Below are 23,464 nucleotides of genomic sequence, written 5' to 3'. Positions count from 1 at the left end.
AGACGCCACAGACGATCTTCCATGAATAAATCTTTAAAAAGCAGTCCCTGCTTAACGACGGACCGGGCGCTTCTGCAACTTGCGCTGCAAGGTGCGTCGATGCATGCCCAGCGCCCGCGCCGTGGCGGAGATATTGCCTTCGTGCTCGGTCAGCACGCGCTGAATGTGCTCCCACTGCAAACGGTCAACCGACATCGGATTTTCCGGCACCAGGGTGTCCAGATCGGCATGTTCGGACAGCAGCGCTGCCAGCACGTCATCGGCATCGGCCGGTTTGCACAGGTAGTTGCAGGCGCCGCGCTTGATCGCTTCGACTGCGGTGGCGATGCTCGAATAACCGGTCAGGATCAGCACGCGCATTTCCGGGTCCAGTTCCAGCAGCTTGGGCAACAGCACCAGCCCCGAGTCGCCTTCCATTTTCAAATCGACGGCGGCGTAGTCCGGAATATCCTGCTGTGCAAGGGCCAGGCCCTCGTCGGCGGAACCGGCAGTGCTCACGCGAAAGCCACGGCGCGCCATGGCCCGTGCCATCACGCGGGTGAAAGTGGCGTCATCGTCCACCAACAGCAGGTGCGGCAGTTCTTCGCCTTCAACCTGGATTTCGTCAGTCATGCTTCATCTCCTCGTGCGTCACGGGGCAGGCGCAGCTCGGTAAGCGTGCCGCCTTCCTCGTGAGGATAGAGTTTCACCGAGCCGCCCGCGCGGGTCACGCTGGCCTTACTCAAGAACAGGCCCAGGCCGAAGCCTTTGCCCTTGGTGGTAAAAAAGGGTTTGCCGATCTGCTCGGCGATGGCCAACGGGACGCCGGCGCCATGATCGCGGATGCTGATGCGAATCTCGGTGGCGGTCCAGTCCAGATTCACCTCGAGCCCTTCGGCGCAGGCATCGGCGGCATTGTTGAGCAGGTTCAGCAACGCCTGAGTGAGATCCGGCGGCGGCGCCAGCATCGGCACGTCGCCCTGCCCCAGGCGTTGAAAACGGTAAGTGGCTTCCGGGCGCATCAGGTGCCAGCGGTTGAGCGCCTGATCGAGCCAGTGCGTAACGGTCTGTTCCTGCACCGAGAGCCGACGATTCGCCTCAGCGGCGCGAACCAGTTGCTGCAGCGTCTCTTTGCACAGCTTGACCTGATCCTGCAGCACCGAGAGGTCTTCCTGTAACGCGGGGTCTCTGTGGTCCTGCTGCATTTCCTTGAGCAGCACGCTCATCGTCGCCAGTGGCGTGCCCAGCTCATGGGCGGCGCCAGCGGCTTCGGTCGCCACCGCCAACAGTTGCTGATCGCGCGCCCCTTCTTCGCGGCGCAAGGCACGCATGTGTTCCTGACGGCGTAGCTCTTCGGCCATGCGCGCGGCGAAGAAGGTGATCACCCCGGCCGCCAGCGCGAAGCTCAGCCACATGCCGTAGATCTGCATGTTCTCGCGGGCCACAAACGCATCCAGCGGGAAGAACTTGGCCAGCATCAGCGTGTACAGCGCCAGCGCTATGCCCGACAGGATCAGCGAATAACGCCACGGCAGGGTCACTGCAGCGATGGTCAGCGGCACCAGATAATAAGAAACGAACGGGTTGGTCGAGCCGCCGGAGAAATACAGCAGCGCGCTGTGGATAAACAGGTCGAACGCCAATTGCACCGCGTATTCGAGTTCGGTCACCGGCCATGAGGTGCGCAGACGAATGGCGGTCAGCAGGCAGACGATCGCCGAAAAACCGAGGGTGATGTCCAGCTGCAGCCAGGGCAGCGGCAGCAGATCGAAGAGGTAGGCGAACCCCACCGAGCCCGCCTGTGCACCCAGCACCAGAATGCGGATGAACGTCAGGCGCCAGAGGTTCTGACGGGTGGCGGAAAGCAGTTGCAAGGGGGCGAGCATGAGCTCTCCTGATGAGCGCTCCAGGCGAATCGGAGCGAGTATAACCAATGCGACAACAGTTGCCGTCAAAGTGCGTCAAAGCGCCACATCCATCTGACGGGTGTGTGACGGCGCAGGAACAAGCCTCCGGGTTCACAGTCTCATGGGCATCCGTCCGCCGGGGGCTTGCAATGCGCCTCAGGACGGTTCGCCAAACAAGGAGTTTTTATGTTCAGCCTTCGTCCCACTGCCACATTGTTTACCCTGGGCGCACTCGCGCTGGCCAGCGCCCCTGCCCTCGCTGACGACATTCACTACAACCAGGTTTCGGTCCGCGCCGAGGTCAGCCAGGAAGTGCAGCGCGACCTGATGACCGTCACGCTCTACACCGAATCCCAGAACACCGACCCGGCCAAACTGGCGGCCGGTGTCACTGAAACCCTGAACAAGGCCCTGGGCGAAGCGCGTCAGGTCAAGGACATCAACATTCGTCAGGGCAGCCGCAACAGCTACCCGATCTACGACGACAAAGGCCAGAAGATCACCGGCTGGCGCGAGCACGCCGAATTGCGTCTGGAAAGCGCAGACTTCGCTGCCCTCTCCAAGTTGACCGGCGACCTGTTGGGCGGCGACATGAAAATGGGCGGCATGGACTTCTCGATCTCCAACCCCGCGCGCAAGACCAGCGAAGACGCTCTGCTCAAGGACGCTGTGACGGCCTTCCGCGCCCGCGCCAAACTGGTGACTGACGCACTGGGCGGCACTGGCTACAAGGTGGTCAATCTGAACCTGAACACCTCCGGTTTCCCGCAGCCCTATCTGCGAGCGCCGGTCATGATGATGAAGGCCGCCCGTGCCGACGCTGCGCCAACGCCTGATGTCGAGGCCGGCACCAGTCAGGTCAGCGTCGCGGCAGACGGCGTCATCGAAGTCGCTATTCCTTGATGCACCCGGCGGCAGCCAAGGGCTGCCGCTTTTTCCCTCCCCCGCCCCTGCTTTTATCCCGCTGTCCGGTGGCCCCTTCCACATCCGCGCGCCCCTTATCTCCTACGTCCCCGGGCGATTCGGCCGATTTTCACGTCGCCTGAAATACATAGAATTGTCCCCGGCAGTACCCAACCTAAACGCGCAATGACGGCCGCCTCCTCCTATGGGGCGTGACCGTGCGCAGCTAATGATTCAAGGAAGAATCCAGTCATGCCTTTTCAAGCTCAACCCGTCATTCCGGTCGACATGACCACCCGCACGTTACGCACTAGCTTCGCGCTGGACCTGCTGACCCAAGTGGCCAAAAAACTCACGCCAGATTCTTTTGCTCTGGAGATGAGCAACATCTTCGGCAACGACATCCCGCATCACCTCTACACGAAGCTGCAGGACAAGCTGCTGGCAGGGGAAGTGGCAAACCCTGAGATCCTCCTTGCCTGGGAGCTGTGTTTCGAAGCGGACTACGACAACCGCGAGCGCGTCATCCGCGTCGATTGGGGATTCTTCGTCCGCACCACTCCCCACCCACAGCACTACTGGTGGCTGCTCACCGCACTGCTCCACGAATTCGGCCACCACATCGACAATGTCCTGCGCCATGAGCTGATCGACGAGAACACACCCGTGGCAACGGATGCGCCGTTCGAAGAGGGCCATCTGTTCACCTTGTGGATAACCGAAGCTGCTCGTCCGGCCCAAGACGAACTGACCTTTGCCACGTATTCCGAAAGTGCAGCCACCGGCCGTCAGTACGCGATGTCGTGGAAAAAAGCCTGCGAAGCCATTCGCGATTATCTGGCCTCGACCGATCTGCGCTTCGAGCCAACCCACAGCAATTCCGATCGGGAAGCCTTCGAAGCGGGCACTGACGCCAAAGGCAGCACCCACCAGACAATCGAGTGGGTTCTGCGGGATTTCAATTTCAGCCGAGTAGAGATAGACGCCGTGTACTTCGGCAACTGGCTGCGAGATTACTCCCAGGTCGTCGATCCCAAGATCACCCGCGCAGCAGACATGCCAAAGGAGTTTCCAGCGGCCCTCTCTCGCGCAAGCTGGACCCACCTCGTCGATGTGCTGGCCGCTAAAAAATTCGTCGATTTGCGGATGCGCTACCCCAACGAAATGAAGGTCACGCCCGAAAAGCTCGGCGTTTATCGCCCGACGGAGCACATCGACAATCCGCTGGTCACTGATCCGCCCTTCCCGGACCCGAAGGTGCGTGATCCCGACTTTGAAGCCTGGGTGCTACCCGGCGATCCATCCCTGGGTGCGGACCGAGCCACGTCGATGAAGCGCTACATCGGCAATGCGGTGAGCTACATGGAGCAAGAACTGCGTCTTGCCATGAGCAAAGGCCGTTCCCTCGACGGGCTGCGCAGCTTCGGCGCCGCCCTGCATGTGCTCGAAGACCTGTTCGCCCATTCAAACTTCGCAGAGCTGAGCCTGATCAAGGCCGGGCATGTCAGGGTTCTGCCCTGGACAACGCCTGTTCACGTCAAATGGAATCTGCCTTTGGTCACGGGCACGTTCGGGGCCACCGACGTGATTGCCAGTCTGGCGGGGCCGCTGGGCAAAATCCTCTTTTCCACCCAGGAACTGGAGTTCGAGCTCACTCAGCCGGGTTATCGTTCGGACCGGGATAAAGTGATGCTGGTGTTGCTGAGCGAACATCCTGATCAGGACTATTTCAAGGCATTCGACGCACTACTCACGGCCAGGGACGGCCTGGTGACGCTTGCGAAGCAAATGGGCGTAGACACCCTCAAGTTCTATCGCTGGCTGATCAACACCCCGGCGGGCATTCTCTTGAACGCTTATAACAGCGCGGCGCAAGGTGTTCTGACCTGGATCGGCAACAGCGTCGACGACGCGCAAACCCTGCTGGGCAGTGACCCGAATATAGATCCGACTCTGGAGCCGAGCCACTCGCAACTCTCCAAGGACCACGCCGAGCACCCTCTTCACGATCTGGCAGCGCTGCTCGCTACCGAAGCCGTGCGCCAGGTCGCGCAGGCCATGGTTGATCACTGGGCAGGAAAACCTGGCGCCGATCCGGTCGCCGTCGCATCGGCGTTCTTTTGCCATCCCGCCGACAGCGAGTGGCAGTACCCGATCGTCACGGCATGGGCGGGCAGCAATCCGGCGGAAGTGGCGCGCAGTGAATCGAAGAGCGAGCTGGACAAAACCCAGCAAGCGGCGATCGATGAACTCCGCGCCATCCAGAACACCCTCATCAAAAACAGTCAGAGCTATCTGGACTACGTGTTCAACAGCAAAACCTCTCAGACCTCTGGCGTGCAGGGGTTTCTGGAGCAGGGTTTCATGAAAGTGGTTTCCAGCACACCCTGGTGGAAAGAGCTGCAAACGTTCATCAAGTAATAAGCTTATGAATTTCCGTGGCTTGTTGCCCAAGTGAGCCGTGCGGCATTCTTGGCGGTCTATCATCCCGTCGATGAATTCAGGCATGAGTGCCGCACTTAATGAGGTTCACATGGACACAACCTTCAAACCCCTGCTCCTGGCAGCCGCAATGGCGCTGTGCGTTCCCTCGGTGCAGGCGGCCAGCACCCTTGTCTATTGCTCGGAAGCCAGCCCTGCCGGCTTCGATCCCAGTCAGTACACCAGCGGCACCGAGTTCGATGCGTCAGCAGAAACAGTCTTCAACCGCCTCACCCAGTTCAAGCGCGGCGGCACCGAGGTCGAGCCGGGGCTGGCTACCAAATGGGAAGTGTCCGACGACGGCTTGACCTACACCTTTCATTTACGGCCCGGGGTGAAATTCCACACCACGGACTATTTCAAACCCACCCGCGACTTCAACGCCGATGACGTGCTATTCACCTTCAATCGCCTGCTGAATGCGGATGATCCGTTCCGCAAGGCGTACCCGTCGGAGTCGCCGTACTTCACCGATATGGGCATGAACACCACCATCAAGCAGGTGGAAAAGCTCGACGATCAGACCGTCCGCTTTCAACTGAACAACATCGATGCCGCCTTCATCCAGAACCTGGCGATGAGCTTTGCCTCGATTCAGTCGGCTGAATACGCGGCGCAACTGATCAAACAAGGCAAGGCCGGCGACATCAACCTGAAGCCGATCGGTACAGGCCCATTCGTGTTCAAGCGCTACCAGAAAGACGCGCAGATCCGTTACGTCGGCAACAAGGAATACTGGAAGCCGGAGGACGTGAAGCTCGACAACCTGATCTTCTCGATCAATACCGACGCCGCCACCCGCTTGCAGAAACTCAAGGCCGGCGAGTGCCAGATCAGCGGGTATCCGCGCCCTCAGGACATCGAAGAAGCGCAGAAGGACCCGAACCTCAAGGTGCTGAGCCAGGCCGGTTTCAACCTGGGTTTTCTGGCCTACAACGTGACCCATCCGCCGCTCGATCAACTGAAGGTGCGCCAGGCACTGGACATGGCGATCGACAAGCCGGCCATCATCAAAGCGGTTTACCAGGGCGCAGGCCAACTGGCACAGAACGCGCTGCCACCGGCGCAATGGAGTTTTGACCCGAACATCAAGGACGCGCCCCACGATCCTGAAAAAGCAAAGCAACTGCTCAAGGAAGCGGGCCTTGCACCGGGCACGCAGATCAATCTGTGGGCGATGACCGTACAGCGTGCATCCAACCCCAACGCGCGCATGTCGGCGCAGATGATTCAGTCGGACTGGGCAAAGATCGGCATCAAGGCCAACATCGTCAGCTATGAATGGGGCGAGTACATCAAGCGCGCCAAGGCCGGCGAGCATGACGTCATGATCTACGGCTGGACCGGTGACAACGGTGACCCCGACAACTGGCTGGGCGTGCTGTACAGCTGTGGCGCGGTGAAGGGCAGCAACTACGCGAAGTGGTGCAACCCGGCCTACGACAAGCTGGTCACCCAGGCCAAGCTGACCAGCAACAAGGACGAGCGGATCAAGCTGTACCAGCAAGCGCAGAACATTCTGAAAAACGACGTGCCGATCACACCCATCGCCAATTCCAAAGTATTTCAGCCGATGCGCAAAGAGGTACAGGATTTCAAACTCAGCCCATTTGGCCTGACGCCCTTCTACGGCGTGAGCCTGGCCAAATAATTCGCTGAAACCAACAGCGAAGTAACACTTGATGACCGAAGCGGGTGCAATCGCCACGCTGCGATGCACCCTTTTGGTGCTGCAAAGATATCGATATGCGACACGCAAACGTTCAACAGCGTCAGAAATTACACTTATGCGACATTCGTGTACGTTCGTGCCACTGTTTGTCACCTTGCTGGCGCCAGCATCTTGCTTTGGGTATGGCGCCTGCATAAGTATCCGCGGGACAGGCTCAAAAGGCCGTACCCTCAATCAAAAAATGACAACAACTGAGGCCACCATGCTCAAAAAAGCGGTCATTCCGTTTCTTCTCGGCGCAGGTTTGATCGCCAGCGCTCCCTTCGCCCATGCAGCATCGAATCTGGTGTTCTGCTCCGAAGGCAGCCCTGCTGGTTTCGATCCAGGTCAATACACCACCGGTACCGACTTCGATGCTTCGGCCGAGACCGTTTTCAACCGTTTGAGCCAGTTCGAACGTGGCGGCACCGCTGTCATTCCAGGCTTGGCCACCAGCTGGGACGTTGCCCCGGATGGCCTGACCTACACCTTCCACCTGCGTGAAGGTGTGAAATTCCACACCACGCCGTACTTCAAACCGACGCGTACCTTCAATGCCGATGACGTGCTGTTCACGTTCAACCGCATGATCAACAAGGACGACCCGTTCCGTAAGGCGTACCCGACCGAATTCCCGTACTTCACCGACATGGCGATGGACACCAACATCACCAAGATCGAGAAGGTCGACGATCACACCGTCAGAATGACCCTCGGCACCGTTGATGCCGCGTTCATCCAGAACCTGGCGATGAGCTTCGCGTCCATTCAGTCCGCTGAATACGCCGCCCAGTTGCTCAAAGAAGGCAAGCCGGAAGACATCAACCAGAAGCCGATCGGCACTGGCCCGTTCGTGTTCAAGAGCTACCAGAAAGACTCCAACATCCGCTTCACCGGGAACAAGGACTACTGGAAGCCTGAAGACGTCAAAGTCGACAACCTGATTTTCGCCATCACCACTGACGCCTCGGTTCGTGCGCAGAAGCTGAAGAAAGGCGAATGCCAGATCACCGCTTACCCGCGTCCGGCCGACCTCGCGCCACTGAAGGCTGACCCTGCTTTGAAGATGCCTGATCAGGCCGGCTTCAACCTGGGTTACATCGCCTACAACGTGATGCCGAAGATCAAGGGCGAAGACAAGCCAAACCCGCTGGCTGACCTGAAAGTACGTCAGGCGCTGGACATGGCTGTCGACAAGAAAGCCATCATCGACGCGGTGTATCAGGGCGCGGGCCAACTGGCGACCAACGCCATGCCGCCGACCCAGTGGTCCTACGACACCACCATCAAGGATGCTCCGTACGACGTCGCCAAAGCCAAGGACCTGCTCAAGCAGGCGGGCGTGAAGGAAGGTACCGAAATCACCCTGTGGGCGATGCCGGTTCAGCGTCCTTACAACCCGAACGCCAAGCTGATGGCCGAGATGCTCCAGAACGACTGGAAGAAGATCGGCATCAACGCCAAGATCGTTTCCTATGAGTGGGGCGAGTACATCAAGCGCGCCAAAGCCGGCGAGAACGGCGCCATGCTGATTGGCTGGAGCGGCGACAACGGCGACCCGGACAACTGGTTGGGTACCCTGTTTGGCTGTGACGCCCTCAACGGCAACAACTTCGCCAAATGGTGTGACAAGCCGTTCGATACCTTGATCCACCAGGCCAAGGAAACCACCGATCAGGCCAAACGCACCGAGCTGTACAAGCAGGCTCAACATCTGCTGAAAGATGCCGTGCCTATGACTCCAATTGCCCACTCGACTGTTTATCAGCCGATGCGCAAGGAAGTTCAGGACTTCAAGATCAGCCCGTTCGGTCTGAACTCGTTCTACGGCGTCAGCGTCAGCGGCAAGTAATATCTTTAAATGACCAACCGGTCGCGTTGCCTCAGGGCAACGCGACCGCGTTGTCATGTGCACGATCGTTAAATGAAATTGACTATCGTTAGATGAGTAGCGACTTGCTTACAGTCCTTGCCTACTAACGATAAGCACTTTTCCTACAAACTTTGAAGCACGCGTAACTATGGACTGTGTGGCGCCAGAGACATACCTTCTGACAAGCCGCCAATATTGTCCGTTGTTTATCTTGAACAGTGAGATGTATCCGGGCGTTGACTGTCCATTTGCGCAAACAATTGCCATGGATCGCGCAGGCATTCGCATTTAATGCGCTTCTTACGATAAGGAATATCATGCGTTCGAATATCGTTATGCCATCACTTATTGCCGCAGGGCTTCTGGCTATGACGCCCGGCGTTCAGGCTGCCAGCAAAAGTCTGGTCTTCTGTTCGGAAGGCAGCCCGGCCGGGTTTGATATCGGTCAGTACACCTCCGGCACTGACAACGATGCCGCCGAGCCGATCTACAACCGTCTCGCCGAGTTCGCCCGCGGCGAGACCACCGTCGTACCCGCTCTCGCAACGAGCTGGGACATCTCCCCTGACAACCTGACCTACACGTTCCATCTGCGCGAAGGCGTCAAATTCCACAGCAACAAGACCTTCACGCCCACGCGCGATTTCAATGCCGACGACGTCTTGTTCACGTTCAATCGCATGCTGCACAAAGACCATCCGTTCCGCGTTGCTTATCCGACGGAGTTTCCGTTCTTCACCAGCATGGGCCTGGACAAGAACATCAAGTCGGTGGAAAAGACCGATCCAATGACCGTCGTGTTCACACTCAACAAAGTCGATGCGGCATTCATCCAGAACGTCTCGATGAACTTCGCGTCAATCTTGTCTGCTGAATATGCAGACAAACTGATGGCGACGGGTGATGTGCGCGATATTAACCAGGCGCCTATTGGCACCGGCCCGTTTGTGTTTCAGCGCTATCAAAAAGATTCGCAGATTCGCTACGTGAAAAACAATGCATTCTGGGACCCGAGTCGGGTCAAGATTGATCAGTTGATCTTTGCGATCAATACAGATGCGTCGGTGCGCATTCAAAAGCTCAAGAAGAATGAATGTCAGGTCACGCTGAATCCGCGCCCGGCAGACGTTGAGTCGATCGAAGCGGACAAAAACCTGCAGGTCATCAAAAAGCCCGGTTTCAACCTCGGCTACATCTCGTACAACGTACGCCACGCCCCGCTGGACAACTTGCAGGTCCGCCAGGCGCTGGACATGGCGGTGGATAAACAAGCGATCATCGCTGCGGTGTACCAAGGCGCCGGGCAACTGGCCCAGAACTCCATGCCACCGACGCAGTGGTCCTACGACGACACGGTCAAGGACGCGCCCTACAACCCGGAAAAAGCCCGCGAGTTGTTGCGCACCGCCGGCGTCAAGGAAGGCACCGAACTGACCCTCTGGGCCATGCCGGTCCAGCGCCCCTACAACCCCAACGCCAAGCTGATGGCCCAGATGCTTCAGGCCGACTGGGCCAAGGTGGGCATCAAGGCGACCATCGTCAGTTACGAGTGGGGCGAATACCTCAAGCGCAGCAAGAACGGCGAGCACGACATTTCGCTGATCGGCTGGACCGGTGACAACGGCGACCCCGACAACTGGATGGGCACGCTGTACAGCTGCGCGTCCATCGGCGGCAACAATTACTCGATGTGGTGCGACGAAAAATACGACGCGCTGGTCAAGGCCGCTGTCTCGAATACCAACAAGGACCAGCGCATTGCGCTGTACAAACAGGCGCAGCATTACCTGAAGGAACAGGTCCCCATTACGCCGATTGCCCACTCGACGGTGATCCAGCCGCTGCGTAAGGAAGTGCAGGGTTTCCTGGTGAGTCCGTTCAACCGCAACAACTTCTCGGGCGTCAGCATCGCCGACTGATTCAAAAACATGCCTGGGGGCGCAACCACGCCCTTTGGCATTGCTTTATCCGCGTTTAGCCGGATAGGCAGAAAAATGGCCATGAGGCCGCACCACCGAGCGGGCTACACCATAAAAAGCCCGCCTCTAAAAAAGCAGCAATCGGGAGCTTCAAAACGTGAAAAAAGCCAGCACCGCTGTATTCGCCTTATCCGTCCTCGCCCTCAGCGTCGCGGCTCAGGCAGAGCCGACCAGTCAGGAATTCGTTCCGACCACACTGGCCACCAGCAACCTCCAGGGCGAAGCCAAGGGATTCCTGGAAGACTCGAAACTGACCGGTTCGACCAAGAACTGGTACGCCAACGAACTGTTGCGTCGTGGCGGCGAGTTCCGCCGCAGCGAGAACGGCGTTGTGGTCGACAGCGACCCGCGCCGGATCAACTGGGTTCAGGGCACCATCGTTGACTACAGCTCGGGCTTCACCCAAGGCACTGTCGGCTTCGCCACGCAAATGGCGGTCTACAACGCCGTTGCGCTGGACCGTGACAAGGACGACCTGATGGGCGGCGCCAACCGTACGCTGACCGAGAACAACGGCGACCCTGTCGGACAGTGGAGCAAGTTGGGCCTGGGCAACATCAAGGCGCGCGTTTCCAACACGACCCTGACCGCCGGCCGTCAGTCGATGAACACCCCGGTGCTGGCTTACATCGGCAACCGTGCGCTGCCTTCGAGCTTCGAAGGTGTGAGCATTCTGAGCGAAGAGTTCAACAACATCTCGATCCAGGCCGGCAGCTTCGACCGCGTGTCGCCACGTACCGAGCAGAGCCTGACCAAGTTCCGTTCCGAGTACACCAACAACACCGCCACCGCCGATCGCGTTGACATGGCGGGCGTGGATTACAAGCCGTTCAAGAGCCTGACCACCAGCTTCTACGCCTCCAACGTCGAAGACTTCTGGCATCAGTACTACTTCGCTTTCACCCACGAACTGGGTGACCCTGATGTACTGGGCCTGAGCACCAACCTGAACTACTACAAGACCAAGGATTCCGGTCAGAAGAAGATGGGCGAGATCGACAACGACACGTACAGCCTGTCGTTGACCGCCACTCACAAGGCGCACAGCTTCAGCGTTGCGTACCAGGAAGTCGAAGGCGACACCTACTTCGACTACGTCCACGACACCAACGCCATCTTCCTGGCCAACTCCCTGCTCTCGGACTTCAACGGCCCGAACGAGAAGTCGGTTCAGCTGAGCTACCTGCTGAACATGGCCGACTACGGCGTGCCAGGCCTGAAGTTCAACATCTATCAGGCGCGCGGTTTCGACATCGACGGTACCCATTACAAAGGCACCGCTTACGATGTCCGCGGCATGGACGGCGAAACTCACTACGAATACGGTGTTGGCTCGTCGTACACCCTGCAGTCCGGCCCACTCAAGGCCTCGACCATGCGTGCGACCTACACCACTCACCGCGCGAGCGCCAACCAGGCTGACGGCAACATCAACGAGTTCCGTCTGGTGACCACGATTCCATTCAACATTATGTAATCAGCACGATCGATCGGGCCTCAAGGTGCGGTTTACCGAACTTCGTGGCCCGATACCGACTCACTTATGGCTTCATCACTTGCGGAGTGCGTTACTTGAAATCGACATTCAAACTCGCAACATTGCGCAGCGCGATCGCACTGGCGGTATTCAGCGTCGCGGTCGGCGTATCGGCCAAGCCTCTGGTGGTCTGCACCGAAGCCAGCCCGGAAGGTTTCGACACGGCGCTCTACACCACGGCCGTGACCGCCGATGCGTCGGCGGAAACCATTTACAACCGTCTGGTGGATTTCAAGCCGGGCACCACGGAAATCGTTCCGGCACTGGCCGACACGTGGGAGATCAGCGATGACGGCCTGACCTACACGTTCCACCTGCGCAAGGGCGTCAAGTTTCACACCACCGACTACTTCAAACCGACCCGCGAGATGAACGCCGATGACGTGGTCTGGAGCTTCCAGCGTCAACTGGACCCCAACCACCCGTGGCACAAACAGTCGCAGGTCGGCTACCCGTACTTCGAGAGCATGGGTTTCAAAGAGCTGCTGAAGAACGTCGAGAAAGTGGACGACAGTACCGTCAAGTTCACCCTGACCCGCCGCGAAGCGCCGTTCCTGGCTGACGTCGCCATGGCCTTTGCTTCGATTTACTCGGCTGAATACGCCGATCAACTGCTCAAGGCCAACAAGACCGATAACCTCAACAGCCAGCCCATCGGCACCGGTCCGTTCGTCTTCCAGCGCTACGCAAAAGATGCTCAGGTTCGCTTCAAGGCCAACGCGGATTATTTCCGGGGCAAGCCGCCGGCTGACGCTCTGATCTTTGCCATCGCCACCGACAGCAACGTGCGCCTGCAGAAGCTCAAGGCAAACGAGTGTCAGATCGCCCTGTACCCGAAGCCCGATGACATCCCGAACATCAAGAAAGACCCGAGCCTGAAGATCGACGAACTGAACGCGATGACCACCGCGTACGTCGCCATGAACACCACGCACAAGTACATGAGTGACGTGCGGGTGCGTAAAGCGATCGAGATCGCGTTTGATAAAGAAGCCTACGTCAACGCCCTGTTCGGCAAAGGCAACGCCACCGTCGCCGTGAACCCGTATCCGGACACGCTGCTGGGCTACAACAAAGACCTGAAAAACCCTGCTCACGATCTGGACAAGGCCCGCGCTTTGCTCAAGGAAGCCGGCGTTCCTGAAGGCACCGTGCTTACCCTGTTCACGCGCAACGGCGGTGGCGCGACCAATCCGAACCCGACCATGGGCGCACAAATGATGCAGGCCGACCTGGCCAAAGTCGGCATTAAGTTAGATATACGCGTCATGGAATGGGGCGAAATGCTCAAACGTGCCAAAAACGGCGAACACGACATGGTGTCGGCCGGCTGGGCAGGTGACAATGGTGACCCTGATAACTTCCTGACTCCACTGCTCAGCTGCGAGGCCGCTAAAAACGGCGAAAACTACTCGCGCTGGTGCAATCAGAAGTTCCAGACGTTGATCGATCAGGCGCGGGAAAAAACCGACCCGGCCGAACGCGCTTCGCTTTACGAGCAGGCTCAAGTGATCTTCAACCAGGATTTGCCATGGATCAGCATGGCCCATACCAAAATGTTCACTGCAATGCGCAATAACGTGGAGGGTTACCACATCAGCCCTCTCACCACTAATAACTTCGCTACCACCCAAGTGAAGTAGAAGAAGAATCCGGCGGGCTCTGCTACCCAGAGACCCGCCGGTACCTGATGAGGTACACGAGAAGATGTTTAGTTTTATCGCTCGCCGAGTGGGGTTGCTCATACCCACCTTCTTCGGCATCACCTTGCTGACCTTCGCCCTGATTCGCCTGATTCCTGGCGACCCTGTCGAAGTCATGATGGGTGAACGCCGGGTCGATCCGGAAATGCACGCCCAAGCCATGGAACGTCTTGGCCTGAACAAACCCCTTTATGCGCAATACATCGATTACGTCGGCAAGCTCGCCCATGGCGACCTGGGCGAATCGCTGCGTACGCGCACGAGCGTGTGGTCCGAATTCACTTCGCTGTTCCCGGCAACACTGGAACTGTCGATTGCGGCGCTGATCTTCGCAGGCATTCTCGGTCTGCTGGCCGGTGTCATTGCGGCACTGAAGCGAGGGTCCCTGTTCGACCATGGGGTCATGGGTATCTCCCTGGCGGGGTACTCGATGCCGATCTTCTGGTGGGGCCTGATCCTGATCATGTTCTTCTCGGTATCCCTGGGCTGGACCCCGGTATCGGGCCGTATCGACCTTCTGTACGACATTCCCCCCAGAACCGGTTTCATGCTGATCGACACCCTGCTCAGCGACGAAGAAGGTTCGTTCATGGACGCTCTGCGTCACTTGATTCTGCCGGCCATCGTGCTGGGTACCATTCCGCTGGCGGTCATCGCCCGGATGACACGCTCCTCGATGCTCGAAGTCCTGCGTGAAGACTACGTGCGCACTGCGCGCGCCAAGGGTCTGTCGCCGGCTCGCGTGGTGTTCGTTCACGGTCTGCGCAACGCGCTGATCCCGGTGCTGACGGTGTTCGGTCTGCAAGTGGGCACGCTGCTGGCCGGTGCGGTGCTGACCGAAACGATCTTCTCCTGGCCGGGCATCGGCAAGTGGCTGATCGAAGCCATCGGCGCCCGTGACTACCCTGTCGTGCAAAACGGCATCCTGCTAATCGCCTGCCTGGTGATTCTGGTCAACTTCGTGGTGGACATCCTCTACGGCTTTGCCAACCCACGCATTCGTCATCAGCGCTGAGATCCCTTTTTATGAGCACACCTACTCCCGTAGCAGCAGTCGATCAAAGCCTGCTCTACCCGTCCGTTTACAAAGAGTTCTGGCAGCACTTTTCCAAGAACAAAGGCGCCGTCGCCGGTCTGGTGTTCATGCTGGTGATCGTGTTCTGCGCCCTGTTCGCGCCGTGGGTTGCCCCCCATGACCCGAGCGAGCAATACCGCGATTTCCTGCTGACCCCGCCGGTCTGGCTGGAAGGCGGCCAATGGCAGTTCCTGCTGGGGACCGATGAACTGGGCCGCGACCTGCTGTCGCGTCTGATCCAGGGTTCGCGCCTGTCGCTGCTGATCGGTCTGTCGTCGGTGGTGATGTCGCTGATTCCGGGGATTCTCATGGGTCTGCTGGCCGGTTTCTTCCCGAAAATCCTCGGCCCGACCATCATGCGTCTGATGGACATCATGCTGGCGCTGCCATCGCTGCTGCTGGCTGTGGCCATCGTCGCGATCCTCGGCCCTGGCCTGATCAACACCGTCATCGCCATTGCCATCGTTTCGCTGCCGTCCTACGTACGTCTGACCCGTGCAGCCGTCATGGGCGAGCTGAACCGTGACTACGTGACCGCCGCGCGTCTGGCCGGCGCAACGCTGCCGCGCCTGATGTTCATCACCGTGCTGCCCAACTGCATGGCGCCGCTGATCGTTCAGGCCACTTTGAGTTTCTCCTCGGCGATCCTCGACGCTGCGGCGCTGGGCTTCCTGGGTCTGGGTGTACAACCGCCGACGCCTGAGTGGGGCACCATGCTCGCTTCGGCCCGCGACTACATCGAACGCGCCTGGTGGGTGGTAAGCCTCCCGGGTCTGACCATTTTGCTCAGCGTGCTGGCAATCAACCTGATGGGCGACGGTCTGCGCGATGCGCTGGACCCGAAACTCAAGAACGCCGCCTGAGGACGTCCGAATGTCTCTTTTAAACATCAAGAACCTCAACGTGCGCTTTGGCGATGCCACGGCCACCCCGGTGGTCGACGGCTTGGATCTGGCCGTCGACAAGGGCGAAGTACTGGCAATCGTGGGCGAATCGGGTTCGGGTAAATCCGTGACCATGATGGCGCTCATGGGCCTGATCGAGCACCCCGGCATCGTCACCGCCGACGCCTTGGTCTTCGACGGCAAGGACATGCTCACGCTCAATGCGCGCCAGCGTCGCAAGATCGTCGGCAAAGACATGTCGATGGTCTTCCAGGACCCGATGACCGCGCTGAACCCGAGCTACACCGTGGGCTTCCAGATCAAGGAAGTGCTCAAGCAGCATTTGGGTCTGTCGGGGCGTGCCGCCCATCAGCGCGCACTGGAGCTGTTGCAGAAGGTGGAAATCCCGGGCGCCGCACAGCGTCTGGACGCCTACCCGCACCAACTGTCGGGCGGCATGAGCCAGCGTGTTGCGATCGCCATGGCCATCGCCGGCGAGCCGAAGCTGCTGATCGCCGACGAACCGACCACCGCGCTGGACGTGACCATTCAGGCGCAGATCATGGACCTGCTGCTGGCCCTGCAAAAAGAGCAGGACATGGCGCTGGTGCTCATTACGCACGACCTCGCCGTGGTGGCTGAAACCGCTCAGCGGGTTTGCGTGATGTATGCCGGTCAAGCCGTGGAAGTGGGTCAGGTGCCGGGGCTGTTCGACGTCCCGGCGCACCCGTACAGCGAAGCGTTGCTGGCGGCGATTCCCGAGCACAGCATGGGCGCCGCGCGCCTGTCGACGCTGCCGGGTATCGTTCCGGGTCGCTACGACCGTCCAAGTGGCTGCCTGCTCTCGCCGCGCTGCCCGTACGTCCAGGACAAATGCCGCCAGCAACGCCCGGGCCTAGACCCGAAAGCCCATAGCCTGGCGCGTTGCTTCTTTCCGCTGAATCAGGAGGTGGCGTGATGAGCGAAATCGTACTGACCGCTCGTGACCTTACTCGTCACTACGATGTGTCCCGTGGGCTGTTCAAGCCCCATGCAACCGTGCGCGCGCTCAACGGCGTGTCGTTCGAACTCGAAGCCGGCAAGACGCTGGCGGTGGTCGGCGAGTCCGGCTGCGGCAAGTCGACACTGGCCCGCGCGCTGACGCTGATCGAAGAGCCCTCTTCGGGTTCGTTGAAAATCGCCGGCCAGGAAGTCACCGGCGCGACCAAGGCACAACGCAAACAGCTGCGCAAAGACGTGCAGATGGTGTTCCAGAGCCCGTATGCATCGCTCAATCCGCGGCAGAAAGTCGGTGATCAACTGGGCGAGCCCCTGCTGATCAATACCAGTCTTTCCGCCGCCGAACGTCGCGAGAAAGTGCAGGCGATGATGGCGCAGGTCGGTCTGCGTCCCGAGCACTATCAGCGGTACCCGCACATGTTCTCCGGCGGTCAGCGTCAACGTATCGCGCTGGCGCGGGCGATGATGCTGCAGCCTAAAGTGCTGGTGGCGGACGAACCGACTTCCGCGCTCGACGTGTCGATTCAGGCCCAGGTGCTGAACCTGTTCATGGATCTGCAACAAGAGTTCAACACCGGTTACGTGTTCATCTCCCACAACCTGGCGGTGGTGCGTCACGTCGCCGACACGGTGTTGGTGATGTACCTCGGTCGCCCGGCCGAAATGGGTCCCAAGGACGAGATCTATAACCGTCCGCTGCACCCGTACACCCAGGCGCTGCTGTCTGCGACTCCGACAATCCACCCGGACCCGTCGAAGCCGAAGATCAAAATCGTCGGCGAGCTGCCCAACCCGCTGAACCCGCCGTCAGGCTGCGCGTTCCACAAGCGCTGCCCGTACGCGACCGAGCGTTGCGCCGTCGAAGTGCCGGAGCTGCGTTGGGTCGACAACCGTCAGGTTGCCTGCCATTACGCGGAACAGTTTGTGGCGTGATGGTTGAGTAAGAAAAAGGCCGTTGCGTGTGAGCGCAACGGCCTTTTTTTTGTGGCTTTGATTATGACGTTTACATCATCGCCGCCGTTGCCATTCGTGGCGTCCACCTCATCACGGATAAACGGAACTCGCGCAGCAAACACAGTCCCTGTGGGAGTGAGCTTGCTCACGAATACGGCATTTCAACCGCTGAAGACTTAGCGGATGTTGAGGCCTCTTCGCGAGCAAGCTCGCTCCCACAAATCCATCATCAGTCGAGTTAGTAAACATCCCGCCGATACCGAACCTGCTCGATCAACTCCCGCACCGCGTCCTCACCCAGCAGAGCGTTCAACGTTTCATCCACGCCAGCCGCCATGCCTTCCAGACTGCCGCAGATGTAAATCACAGCGCCCTCGGCCAGCCAGTGACGCAGCTCATCAGCCGCTTCCCGCAAGCGGTCCTGCACATAGATTTTTTCAGCCTGATCCCGGGAAAACGCCAGGTCCATACGCGCCAGATCGCCACTCGCCAGCCAGCCGTTAAGTTCGTTCGCGCAATGGAAATCGTGGTCCCTGTTTCGCTCGCCAAACAGCAGCCAGTTGCGTTGCTCACGTGCAGCCACTCGCGCCTTGAGCAAGCTGCGCAGGCCTGCCAGTCCGGTGCCGTTACCAATCAGAATCATCGGCGCAGGCTCGGCAGGCAGATGGAAACCACTGTTGCGACGCACCCGCACGCTGACGGCGCCGCCCACGGCGACATGCTCGGTCAACCAGCCCGAGCACAGCCCAAGGCTGCCATCGGGGTGCAGCTCCTGACGCACGATCAGCTGCAACACACCGTCCTCGGGAATCGAGGCGATTGAATACTCGCGCATGGCCAATGGCACCAGCGCATCGACCAGAGCCTGGGCGTGCAAGCCGACTAGATGACTGCGATTGACCGGCAGCTGCCGCAAGCACAAGGCTTGGCCGAGGGTCTCGTTCAAGCCGTCGACGGTGACTTGGGTGTCAGCAGCGATGCCCAGCCCGGACAGGAACTGCTCGACCGCAGACGCCGGGTTACGCGGCAATATCTCAACCAGATCGCCGGCCTGCCAATCAGCCGCCGACTCACACGTCAGTCCCAGCAAGAACACTTTCGAACCCAAGCTTCCGGGGTTCAGCCATTCCCGAGCCACCAGCGTCCAGTTCTGATACTCCGGCGCTTGCCAGACGGTCGCGGGCGTCGAGCCCGTCAGTTGGCCCAGCTGCTGTTGCCAGTGTTGCAGCGCCGCACCGTCGCCGCTGTCCACTTCCACCGGCGCGAACAGCGTGCGTCCGCCGCGTTCGGCCAGCCAGCCGTGCAGCCGCTGAGCGAAACCGCAGAACTGTTGATACTGGCGATCGCCCAGCCCAAGCACCGCGTAGTTGAGGTTCTCCAGCGCCAGCGGCCGGCCGAGCACCTTGCGCTCGAAGCCACGGGCGCTGTCCGGTGCCTCGCCGTCGCCGAAGGTGCTGACCACGAACAGTGCGTTGCGGCTCTGGTGCAGGTCCTGCTCGGTGATGTCGCCCAGCCGCTGCACCTTCACCGGCACTCCGGCGGTTTGCAACTGGCCGGCCGTCTGCCAGGCGAGTTGCTCGGCGAACCCGCTCTGGCTGGCAAAGCCGATCAGCCACCCCGCGCCCTGCTCGCCCGTCGTCGTCGACACTTCACCGCGCGCATTGCGGATCTCGCGCTTCTTGCGTCGGCGGTCGAGGTAGAGCAGCCAGCCGGTGATGAAAAACAGCGGCATCAACAACGCGGCCACGGTCACGACGATGCGCCCAATCAGGCCGAAGTAGCTGCCGGTGTGCAGGGCGTAGTTGCTGATTAACAGCTGCGCGCCGAGGCTTTTCTCGGAGTAACGCGACACCGCTTTGAGCGAGCCGTCGGCAGGGTCAAGGGTGATCTGGTTCAGCGCACGGGGGTGCGGCGCTGATTTGAGGAGGTAGAACACCGTCGCCATCTGGCCCGGTGCCTGGGGCATGCGCAGGTTGTAGGTCTTGAGGTCCGGGCCGGCAGCGCTCTGGATGGTCTGCCAGATGGCGTCGTAATCCGGGGCCGAAGCCGTGACATTTTTAGGCGCCTCTTTCACTGCAGGGCCAGGACGCGGCCCTCCGCCACGGCGCTGTTCGCCCGCCACGGGAGGATCGCCAATCAGCTTGGTCATGCCGCTGCTGAACCAGTCGTAAGACCACATCAGCCCGGTGATCGCCAGCAGCAGATAGATGATCAGGCACCAGGTGCCGAACACCGAATGCAGGTCCCAATTGAAACTGCGTCCCTTCTTCGCCCAGTCCATGGTCAGCCAGACGCGCCAGTTCAGCGGCTTGCGCGGCCAGCGCAGATACAGCCCGGACAGACAGAAGAACACGAGGATCAGTGTGCACGCCGCGGTGACTTGCTTGCCGTACTCCCCCGCGGCGAGGAATCGGTGCAGGTTGAGGATGAAGCCGAAGAAATCCTGGCCTACAGCGTCCTCGGTGAACGCGCCGGTGTAGGGGTTGAAGTTGTGCATCTCGCCGCGACGCTGGCCCGGTGGAGGCTTGAACCAGACCTGGGCGACCTTGTCGCCGTCGACGTCAATGCGGAACATCGCCGCCGTGTCGTTGCCCTGGGCTTCGACCTTGCTGACCATTTCCGCCAGTGACAGTTGACGACCCTGGGGCTGCACGAACAACACATCGGGGTTGAGCACGTCGAGTATTTCGTCCTCGAAGGAATACAGCGCGCCGGTGATCCCCATCAGGGCGAGCACCAGACCGGCCGTGATTCCGAAGAACCAGTGCACTTGAAACAGGACTTTCTTCAACACCCTCGACACCTCACTCACCCGCTACGGCGCGCATTATGCGCACAAACGGCATACATTCTCATCTGTGGCTGATTCTTAATGCAAAACCTGTGGGACCGAGCTTGCCCTGCCGCCCCGCGCTCACCCGGCCAACATAAATCCTGTAGGAGTGAGCTTGCTCGCGAAGAGGCCGGCACAGTCGCTGAAATCTTCAGCGACTGAACTCAGGTCTTCGCGAGCAAGCTCGCTCCCACGAGGCAGTGGACTGACTCGATATTTCGGATCGTTCGCCGGACTTGTGGGAGTGACCGGATCAGAAGTGGAAGCTGGCACTCATCAGCGCGGTACGCCCGGCAGCCATGTGGGCGTAGTGGGTGGTGAAGACCTGATCGTAGTAACGCTTGTCGGTCAGGTTCTGCACGTTCAGTTGCAGGTCGACGTTCTTGGTCAGCGCGTACGTGGCCATGGCGTCGTAGCGCCAGTAGGAAGGCACTTCCACCGAGTTGGCTTCGTTGCCGAAACGGGAATCGACGAACGTCGCGCCGCCGCCCACGGTCAGCTTCGGCATCAGTTCGTAGGTCGACCAGAAATTGAAGCTGTTGCGCGGCGTGCTCGGCATGTGATTACCCTCATCCGCCTTGCTGGTCGCACTGACGATCTCACTCTCCATGTAGGTGTAGCCGCCGTAGACTTTCCATTTGCCGGTGATGTTGCCGCTGTAAGTCAGCTCCAGACCATCGACACGCTGCTCGCCGTCCAGCACCTGGAACGTCGCGTTGTCAGGGTCAGTGACCCGCGCGTTGGTCTTCTCGGTGCGGAACAGCGCGGCGGTCAGCGACAGGTTGTCGTCGAAGAAGTCCCACTTGGTGCCCAGCTCGTAGTTGCGGTTCTTTTCCGGATCGAGGTTGGCATTGTTCGCCGCGATTTCCAGACCGCCATTGCCGCTGGTCTCACCCGACGGGTTGCTGGACGTCGACCATGCCGCGTAGATGCTGCCGTTCGGCAATGGCTTGTAGGTTACGCCGACCTGGTAATTCCACAGCTGGCTGGTGTTTTCACGCTTGAAACTGCCCGCCACCGAGCCCCGGCCACCGGTGCTGTAACCGCTGGAACGCACGTCGTAATCGTCGTAACGCAGGCCGAGGTTCAACGACCACTGCTCGTTGAATTTCAGCGTGTCGAACACATACGCGGCACTGGTTTTGGTGTCGGTATCGGTGTACGCCTGGCTGTCGGTGATGGTGCCGTTCCAGTCGTCTTTCGGCGACGGGTTGGACAGGCTGGTGCAGTCGCCGGACGCCAAGAGCGCTGCGTTACACGTCGAGCCGATGGTCCCGCCACTGGCACTGAGCACGTTGTAGCCGCGGTTGTGGGTGTCCTGATACGAAAACTCGAGGCCTGTCACCAGGCTGTGCTGAATGAAACCGGTGTCGAATTTCGCTTGCAGGTCAGTCTGGTTGACGAAGCCGCTGGAGGTGGAATTGCGGCTCTTCGCGGAGCGCGAGACGAGGCCCCTGGCGACGTTGCCGCGGCTGTCGTCGGGGTTGGTGACGATGTAGTCCAGCGTCGAGCGCGACATGCGGAAGCTGTTGGAGATCGTCAGGTTGTCGTTGAGGTCGTGTTCGAGGCGGATCGTGCCGCTGTCGTTGACGCTCTTGCGGTAATCGCGGTCGGTCAGACCGTAGAAGTTGTTTTCGTTGACGTGGGCCGGCTTGTCGACCACGTACTTGCTGCGGCCGGTGGTGTTGGTCAGCGGGATGCCGTAGTCGGGCATGTCGTCGGTGGACAGGTGGTAATAGTCGACCTTGACCCGCGTGTCGGTGCCCAGACCGAACGCGAACGAAGGCGCAACGCCCCAACGGCTGTTGTCGACATCGTTGCGGCCGGCGACGTTGGAATCATGCTTCATCAGGTTCAGGCGGAAGGCCGAGGTGTCGGTCATCTGCTTGTTGACGTCGAGGGTGTAGCGCTGGGTCTGGTCCGAACCGAAGGTGTAGCCGCCGTTGAAGGCATCGCCCAGATGAGCGCCCTTGGTGACGAGGTTCAGGCTGCCACCCGTGGAGCCTGCACCCGTGAACGCCGAGCCCGGGCCTTTGCTGACCTCGACTGACTCGACGTTGAAAATCTCCCGGCTCTGCGCCGCTACGTCGCGCATGCCGTCGACGAATACATCGCTCTCTGCGTTGAAGCCGCGAATGATCGGGCGATCCGCATTCGGGTTGCCGCCCTCGCCCGCACCAAAGGTAATGCCGGGAGTGGTGCGCAATGCGTCAGCCAGGCTCGTCGCTGCGGTGTCGCGGATGACTTGCTGCGGGATCACCGTGACGCTCTTCGGCGTTTCGCGCAGGGGTGCGGTGTACTTTTTCGAGGCCGATTCTTCGGTCTTGTAAGCCGTGTCGGCGCGCTCGCCGTCAATATTGGTGGCCCCGAGATTCAGAGCATCCGATGCAGGTTCCACAGCCTGCGCCATATGGGCGGCTGACATCGCCGCAAGGGCGACGCCCACGGCGCTGACAATGGAACGCTGCGAATGGGCGGTAACCGGTTGTGCTTGGCGCGACATTTTCCTTCCCCAAGGAAACAATAAGGCGGCGGAATATAGTTGAGACTGCTTCGCATTCGCAGAAAACTTACATTCTTTACACTTTCCCATTACTCAATTTTCACATCTGCCCATTCACACGCGCGGGAGGCGTTTTACACGAC

At 59.8% G+C, this 23,464-nt stretch carries 15 protein-coding genes; 11 read left to right on the top strand and 4 right to left on the bottom strand.

What is annotated here, in order from left to right; translation table 11 throughout:
• Nucleotides 1-51: 51 nt before the first annotated feature.
• On the bottom strand, nt 52-612 hold the full coding sequence (locus ABEH28_RS11400) for a response regulator transcription factor (protein ID WP_065990162.1): 561 nt from the start codon (nt 610-612) through the stop codon (nt 52-54).
• The gene (locus ABEH28_RS11395; protein WP_192170683.1) at nt 609-1,865 is read right to left on the bottom strand and encodes an ATP-binding protein; all 1,257 of its coding nucleotides are present in this window, start codon (nt 1,863-1,865) and stop codon (nt 609-611) included. The genes ABEH28_RS11400 and ABEH28_RS11395 overlap by 4 nt, the downstream gene beginning before the upstream one ends.
• Before the next feature lie 207 nt (nt 1,866-2,072).
• Between ABEH28_RS11395 and ABEH28_RS11390 the strand changes: the two genes are divergently transcribed.
• From ABEH28_RS11390 to ABEH28_RS11340, 11 genes are all read left to right on the top strand, one after another.
• Entirely contained in the window at nt 2,073-2,789 is a 717-nt protein-coding gene (locus ABEH28_RS11390) for an SIMPL domain-containing protein (protein ID WP_346629979.1), read from the top strand.
• A gap of 252 nt (nt 2,790-3,041) precedes the next feature.
• Nucleotides 3,042-5,210, top strand: a complete 2,169-nt coding sequence (locus ABEH28_RS11385) for an HET-C-related protein (RefSeq protein ID WP_346629978.1) — start codon at nt 3,042-3,044, stop codon at nt 5,208-5,210.
• A 112-nt stretch (nt 5,211-5,322) separates the two neighbouring features.
• Nucleotides 5,323-6,921 carry an ABC transporter substrate-binding protein gene (locus ABEH28_RS11380; RefSeq protein WP_346629977.1) on the top strand — a complete coding sequence of 533 codons (1,599 nt, stop codon included), beginning with the start codon at nt 5,323-5,325 and terminating at the stop codon, nt 6,919-6,921.
• Between the two features lie 283 nt (nt 6,922-7,204).
• Nucleotides 7,205-8,833 (top strand): ABC transporter substrate-binding protein, encoded by a 1,629-nt coding sequence (locus tag ABEH28_RS11375; protein WP_282372486.1) that lies wholly within the window; start codon nt 7,205-7,207, stop codon nt 8,831-8,833.
• A gap of 338 nt (nt 8,834-9,171) precedes the next feature.
• Entirely contained in the window at nt 9,172-10,773 is a 1,602-nt protein-coding gene (locus ABEH28_RS11370; protein ID WP_346629976.1) for an ABC transporter substrate-binding protein, read from the top strand.
• A gap of 157 nt (nt 10,774-10,930) precedes the next feature.
• On the top strand, nt 10,931-12,310 hold the full coding sequence (locus ABEH28_RS11365) for an OprD family outer membrane porin (RefSeq protein ID WP_192170677.1): 1,380 nt from the start codon (nt 10,931-10,933) through the stop codon (nt 12,308-12,310).
• 95 nt (nt 12,311-12,405) lie between these two features.
• Complete coding sequence (locus tag ABEH28_RS11360; RefSeq protein ID WP_346629975.1) at nt 12,406-14,013, top strand: ABC transporter substrate-binding protein; 1,608 nt, start codon at nt 12,406-12,408, stop codon at nt 14,011-14,013.
• Nucleotides 14,014-14,077: 64 nt separating this feature from the next.
• Nucleotides 14,078-15,088 carry an ABC transporter permease subunit gene (locus tag ABEH28_RS11355; protein ID WP_037012635.1) on the top strand — a complete coding sequence of 337 codons (1,011 nt, stop codon included), beginning with the start codon at nt 14,078-14,080 and terminating at the stop codon, nt 15,086-15,088.
• 11 nt (nt 15,089-15,099) lie between these two features.
• Nucleotides 15,100-16,011, top strand: a complete 912-nt coding sequence (locus ABEH28_RS11350) for an ABC transporter permease subunit (RefSeq protein WP_192170675.1) — start codon at nt 15,100-15,102, stop codon at nt 16,009-16,011.
• Between the two features lie 10 nt (nt 16,012-16,021).
• Nucleotides 16,022-16,990, top strand: a complete 969-nt coding sequence (locus tag ABEH28_RS11345; protein WP_065990186.1) for an oligopeptide/dipeptide ABC transporter ATP-binding protein — start codon at nt 16,022-16,024, stop codon at nt 16,988-16,990.
• On the top strand, nt 16,990-17,964 hold the full coding sequence (locus ABEH28_RS11340; protein WP_108120822.1) for a peptide ABC transporter ATP-binding protein: 975 nt from the start codon (nt 16,990-16,992) through the stop codon (nt 17,962-17,964). The genes ABEH28_RS11345 and ABEH28_RS11340 overlap by 1 nt, the downstream gene beginning before the upstream one ends.
• A gap of 259 nt (nt 17,965-18,223) precedes the next feature.
• On the opposite strand, the gene ABEH28_RS11335 is transcribed toward ABEH28_RS11340, so the two are convergent.
• Both ABEH28_RS11335 and ABEH28_RS11330 read right to left on the bottom strand, forming a co-directional pair.
• Nucleotides 18,224-20,776: a sulfite reductase flavoprotein subunit alpha gene (locus ABEH28_RS11335; RefSeq protein ID WP_346630224.1), complete on the bottom strand. Its 2,553-nt coding sequence runs from the start codon at nt 20,774-20,776 to the stop codon at nt 18,224-18,226.
• Nucleotides 20,777-21,071: 295 nt separating this feature from the next.
• Nucleotides 21,072-23,321 carry a TonB-dependent siderophore receptor gene (locus ABEH28_RS11330; RefSeq protein ID WP_346629974.1) on the bottom strand — a complete coding sequence of 750 codons (2,250 nt, stop codon included), beginning with the start codon at nt 23,319-23,321 and terminating at the stop codon, nt 21,072-21,074.
• Nucleotides 23,322-23,464: the final 143 nt, after the last annotated feature.

Source organism: Pseudomonas sp. Ps21-P2, assembly GCF_039672565.1.
Taxonomy (GTDB): domain Bacteria; phylum Pseudomonadota; class Gammaproteobacteria; order Pseudomonadales; family Pseudomonadaceae; genus Aquipseudomonas.
The sequence above is the reverse complement of the archived record's forward strand: the minus strand, read 5'-3'. Positions and strand labels throughout refer to the sequence as shown.

Coding starts and splice junctions, on each gene's coding strand:
- ABEH28_RS11400 (WP_065990162.1), bottom strand. CDS start 612: ATGACTGACGAAATCCAGGTTGAAGGCGAAGAACTGCCGCACCTGCTG.
- ABEH28_RS11395 (WP_192170683.1), bottom strand. CDS start 1,865: ATGCTCGCCCCCTTGCAACTGCTTTCCGCCACCCGTCAGAACCTCTGG.
- ABEH28_RS11390 (WP_346629979.1), top strand. CDS start 2,073: ATGTTCAGCCTTCGTCCCACTGCCACATTGTTTACCCTGGGCGCACTC.
- ABEH28_RS11385 (WP_346629978.1), top strand. CDS start 3,042: ATGCCTTTTCAAGCTCAACCCGTCATTCCGGTCGACATGACCACCCGC.
- ABEH28_RS11380 (WP_346629977.1), top strand. CDS start 5,323: ATGGACACAACCTTCAAACCCCTGCTCCTGGCAGCCGCAATGGCGCTG.
- ABEH28_RS11375 (WP_282372486.1), top strand. CDS start 7,205: ATGCTCAAAAAAGCGGTCATTCCGTTTCTTCTCGGCGCAGGTTTGATC.
- ABEH28_RS11370 (WP_346629976.1), top strand. CDS start 9,172: ATGCGTTCGAATATCGTTATGCCATCACTTATTGCCGCAGGGCTTCTG.
- ABEH28_RS11355 (WP_037012635.1), top strand. CDS start 14,078: ATGTTTAGTTTTATCGCTCGCCGAGTGGGGTTGCTCATACCCACCTTC.
- ABEH28_RS11350 (WP_192170675.1), top strand. CDS start 15,100: ATGAGCACACCTACTCCCGTAGCAGCAGTCGATCAAAGCCTGCTCTAC.
- ABEH28_RS11345 (WP_065990186.1), top strand. CDS start 16,022: ATGTCTCTTTTAAACATCAAGAACCTCAACGTGCGCTTTGGCGATGCC.
- ABEH28_RS11340 (WP_108120822.1), top strand. CDS start 16,990: ATGAGCGAAATCGTACTGACCGCTCGTGACCTTACTCGTCACTACGAT.
- ABEH28_RS11330 (WP_346629974.1), bottom strand. CDS start 23,321: ATGTCGCGCCAAGCACAACCGGTTACCGCCCATTCGCAGCGTTCCATT.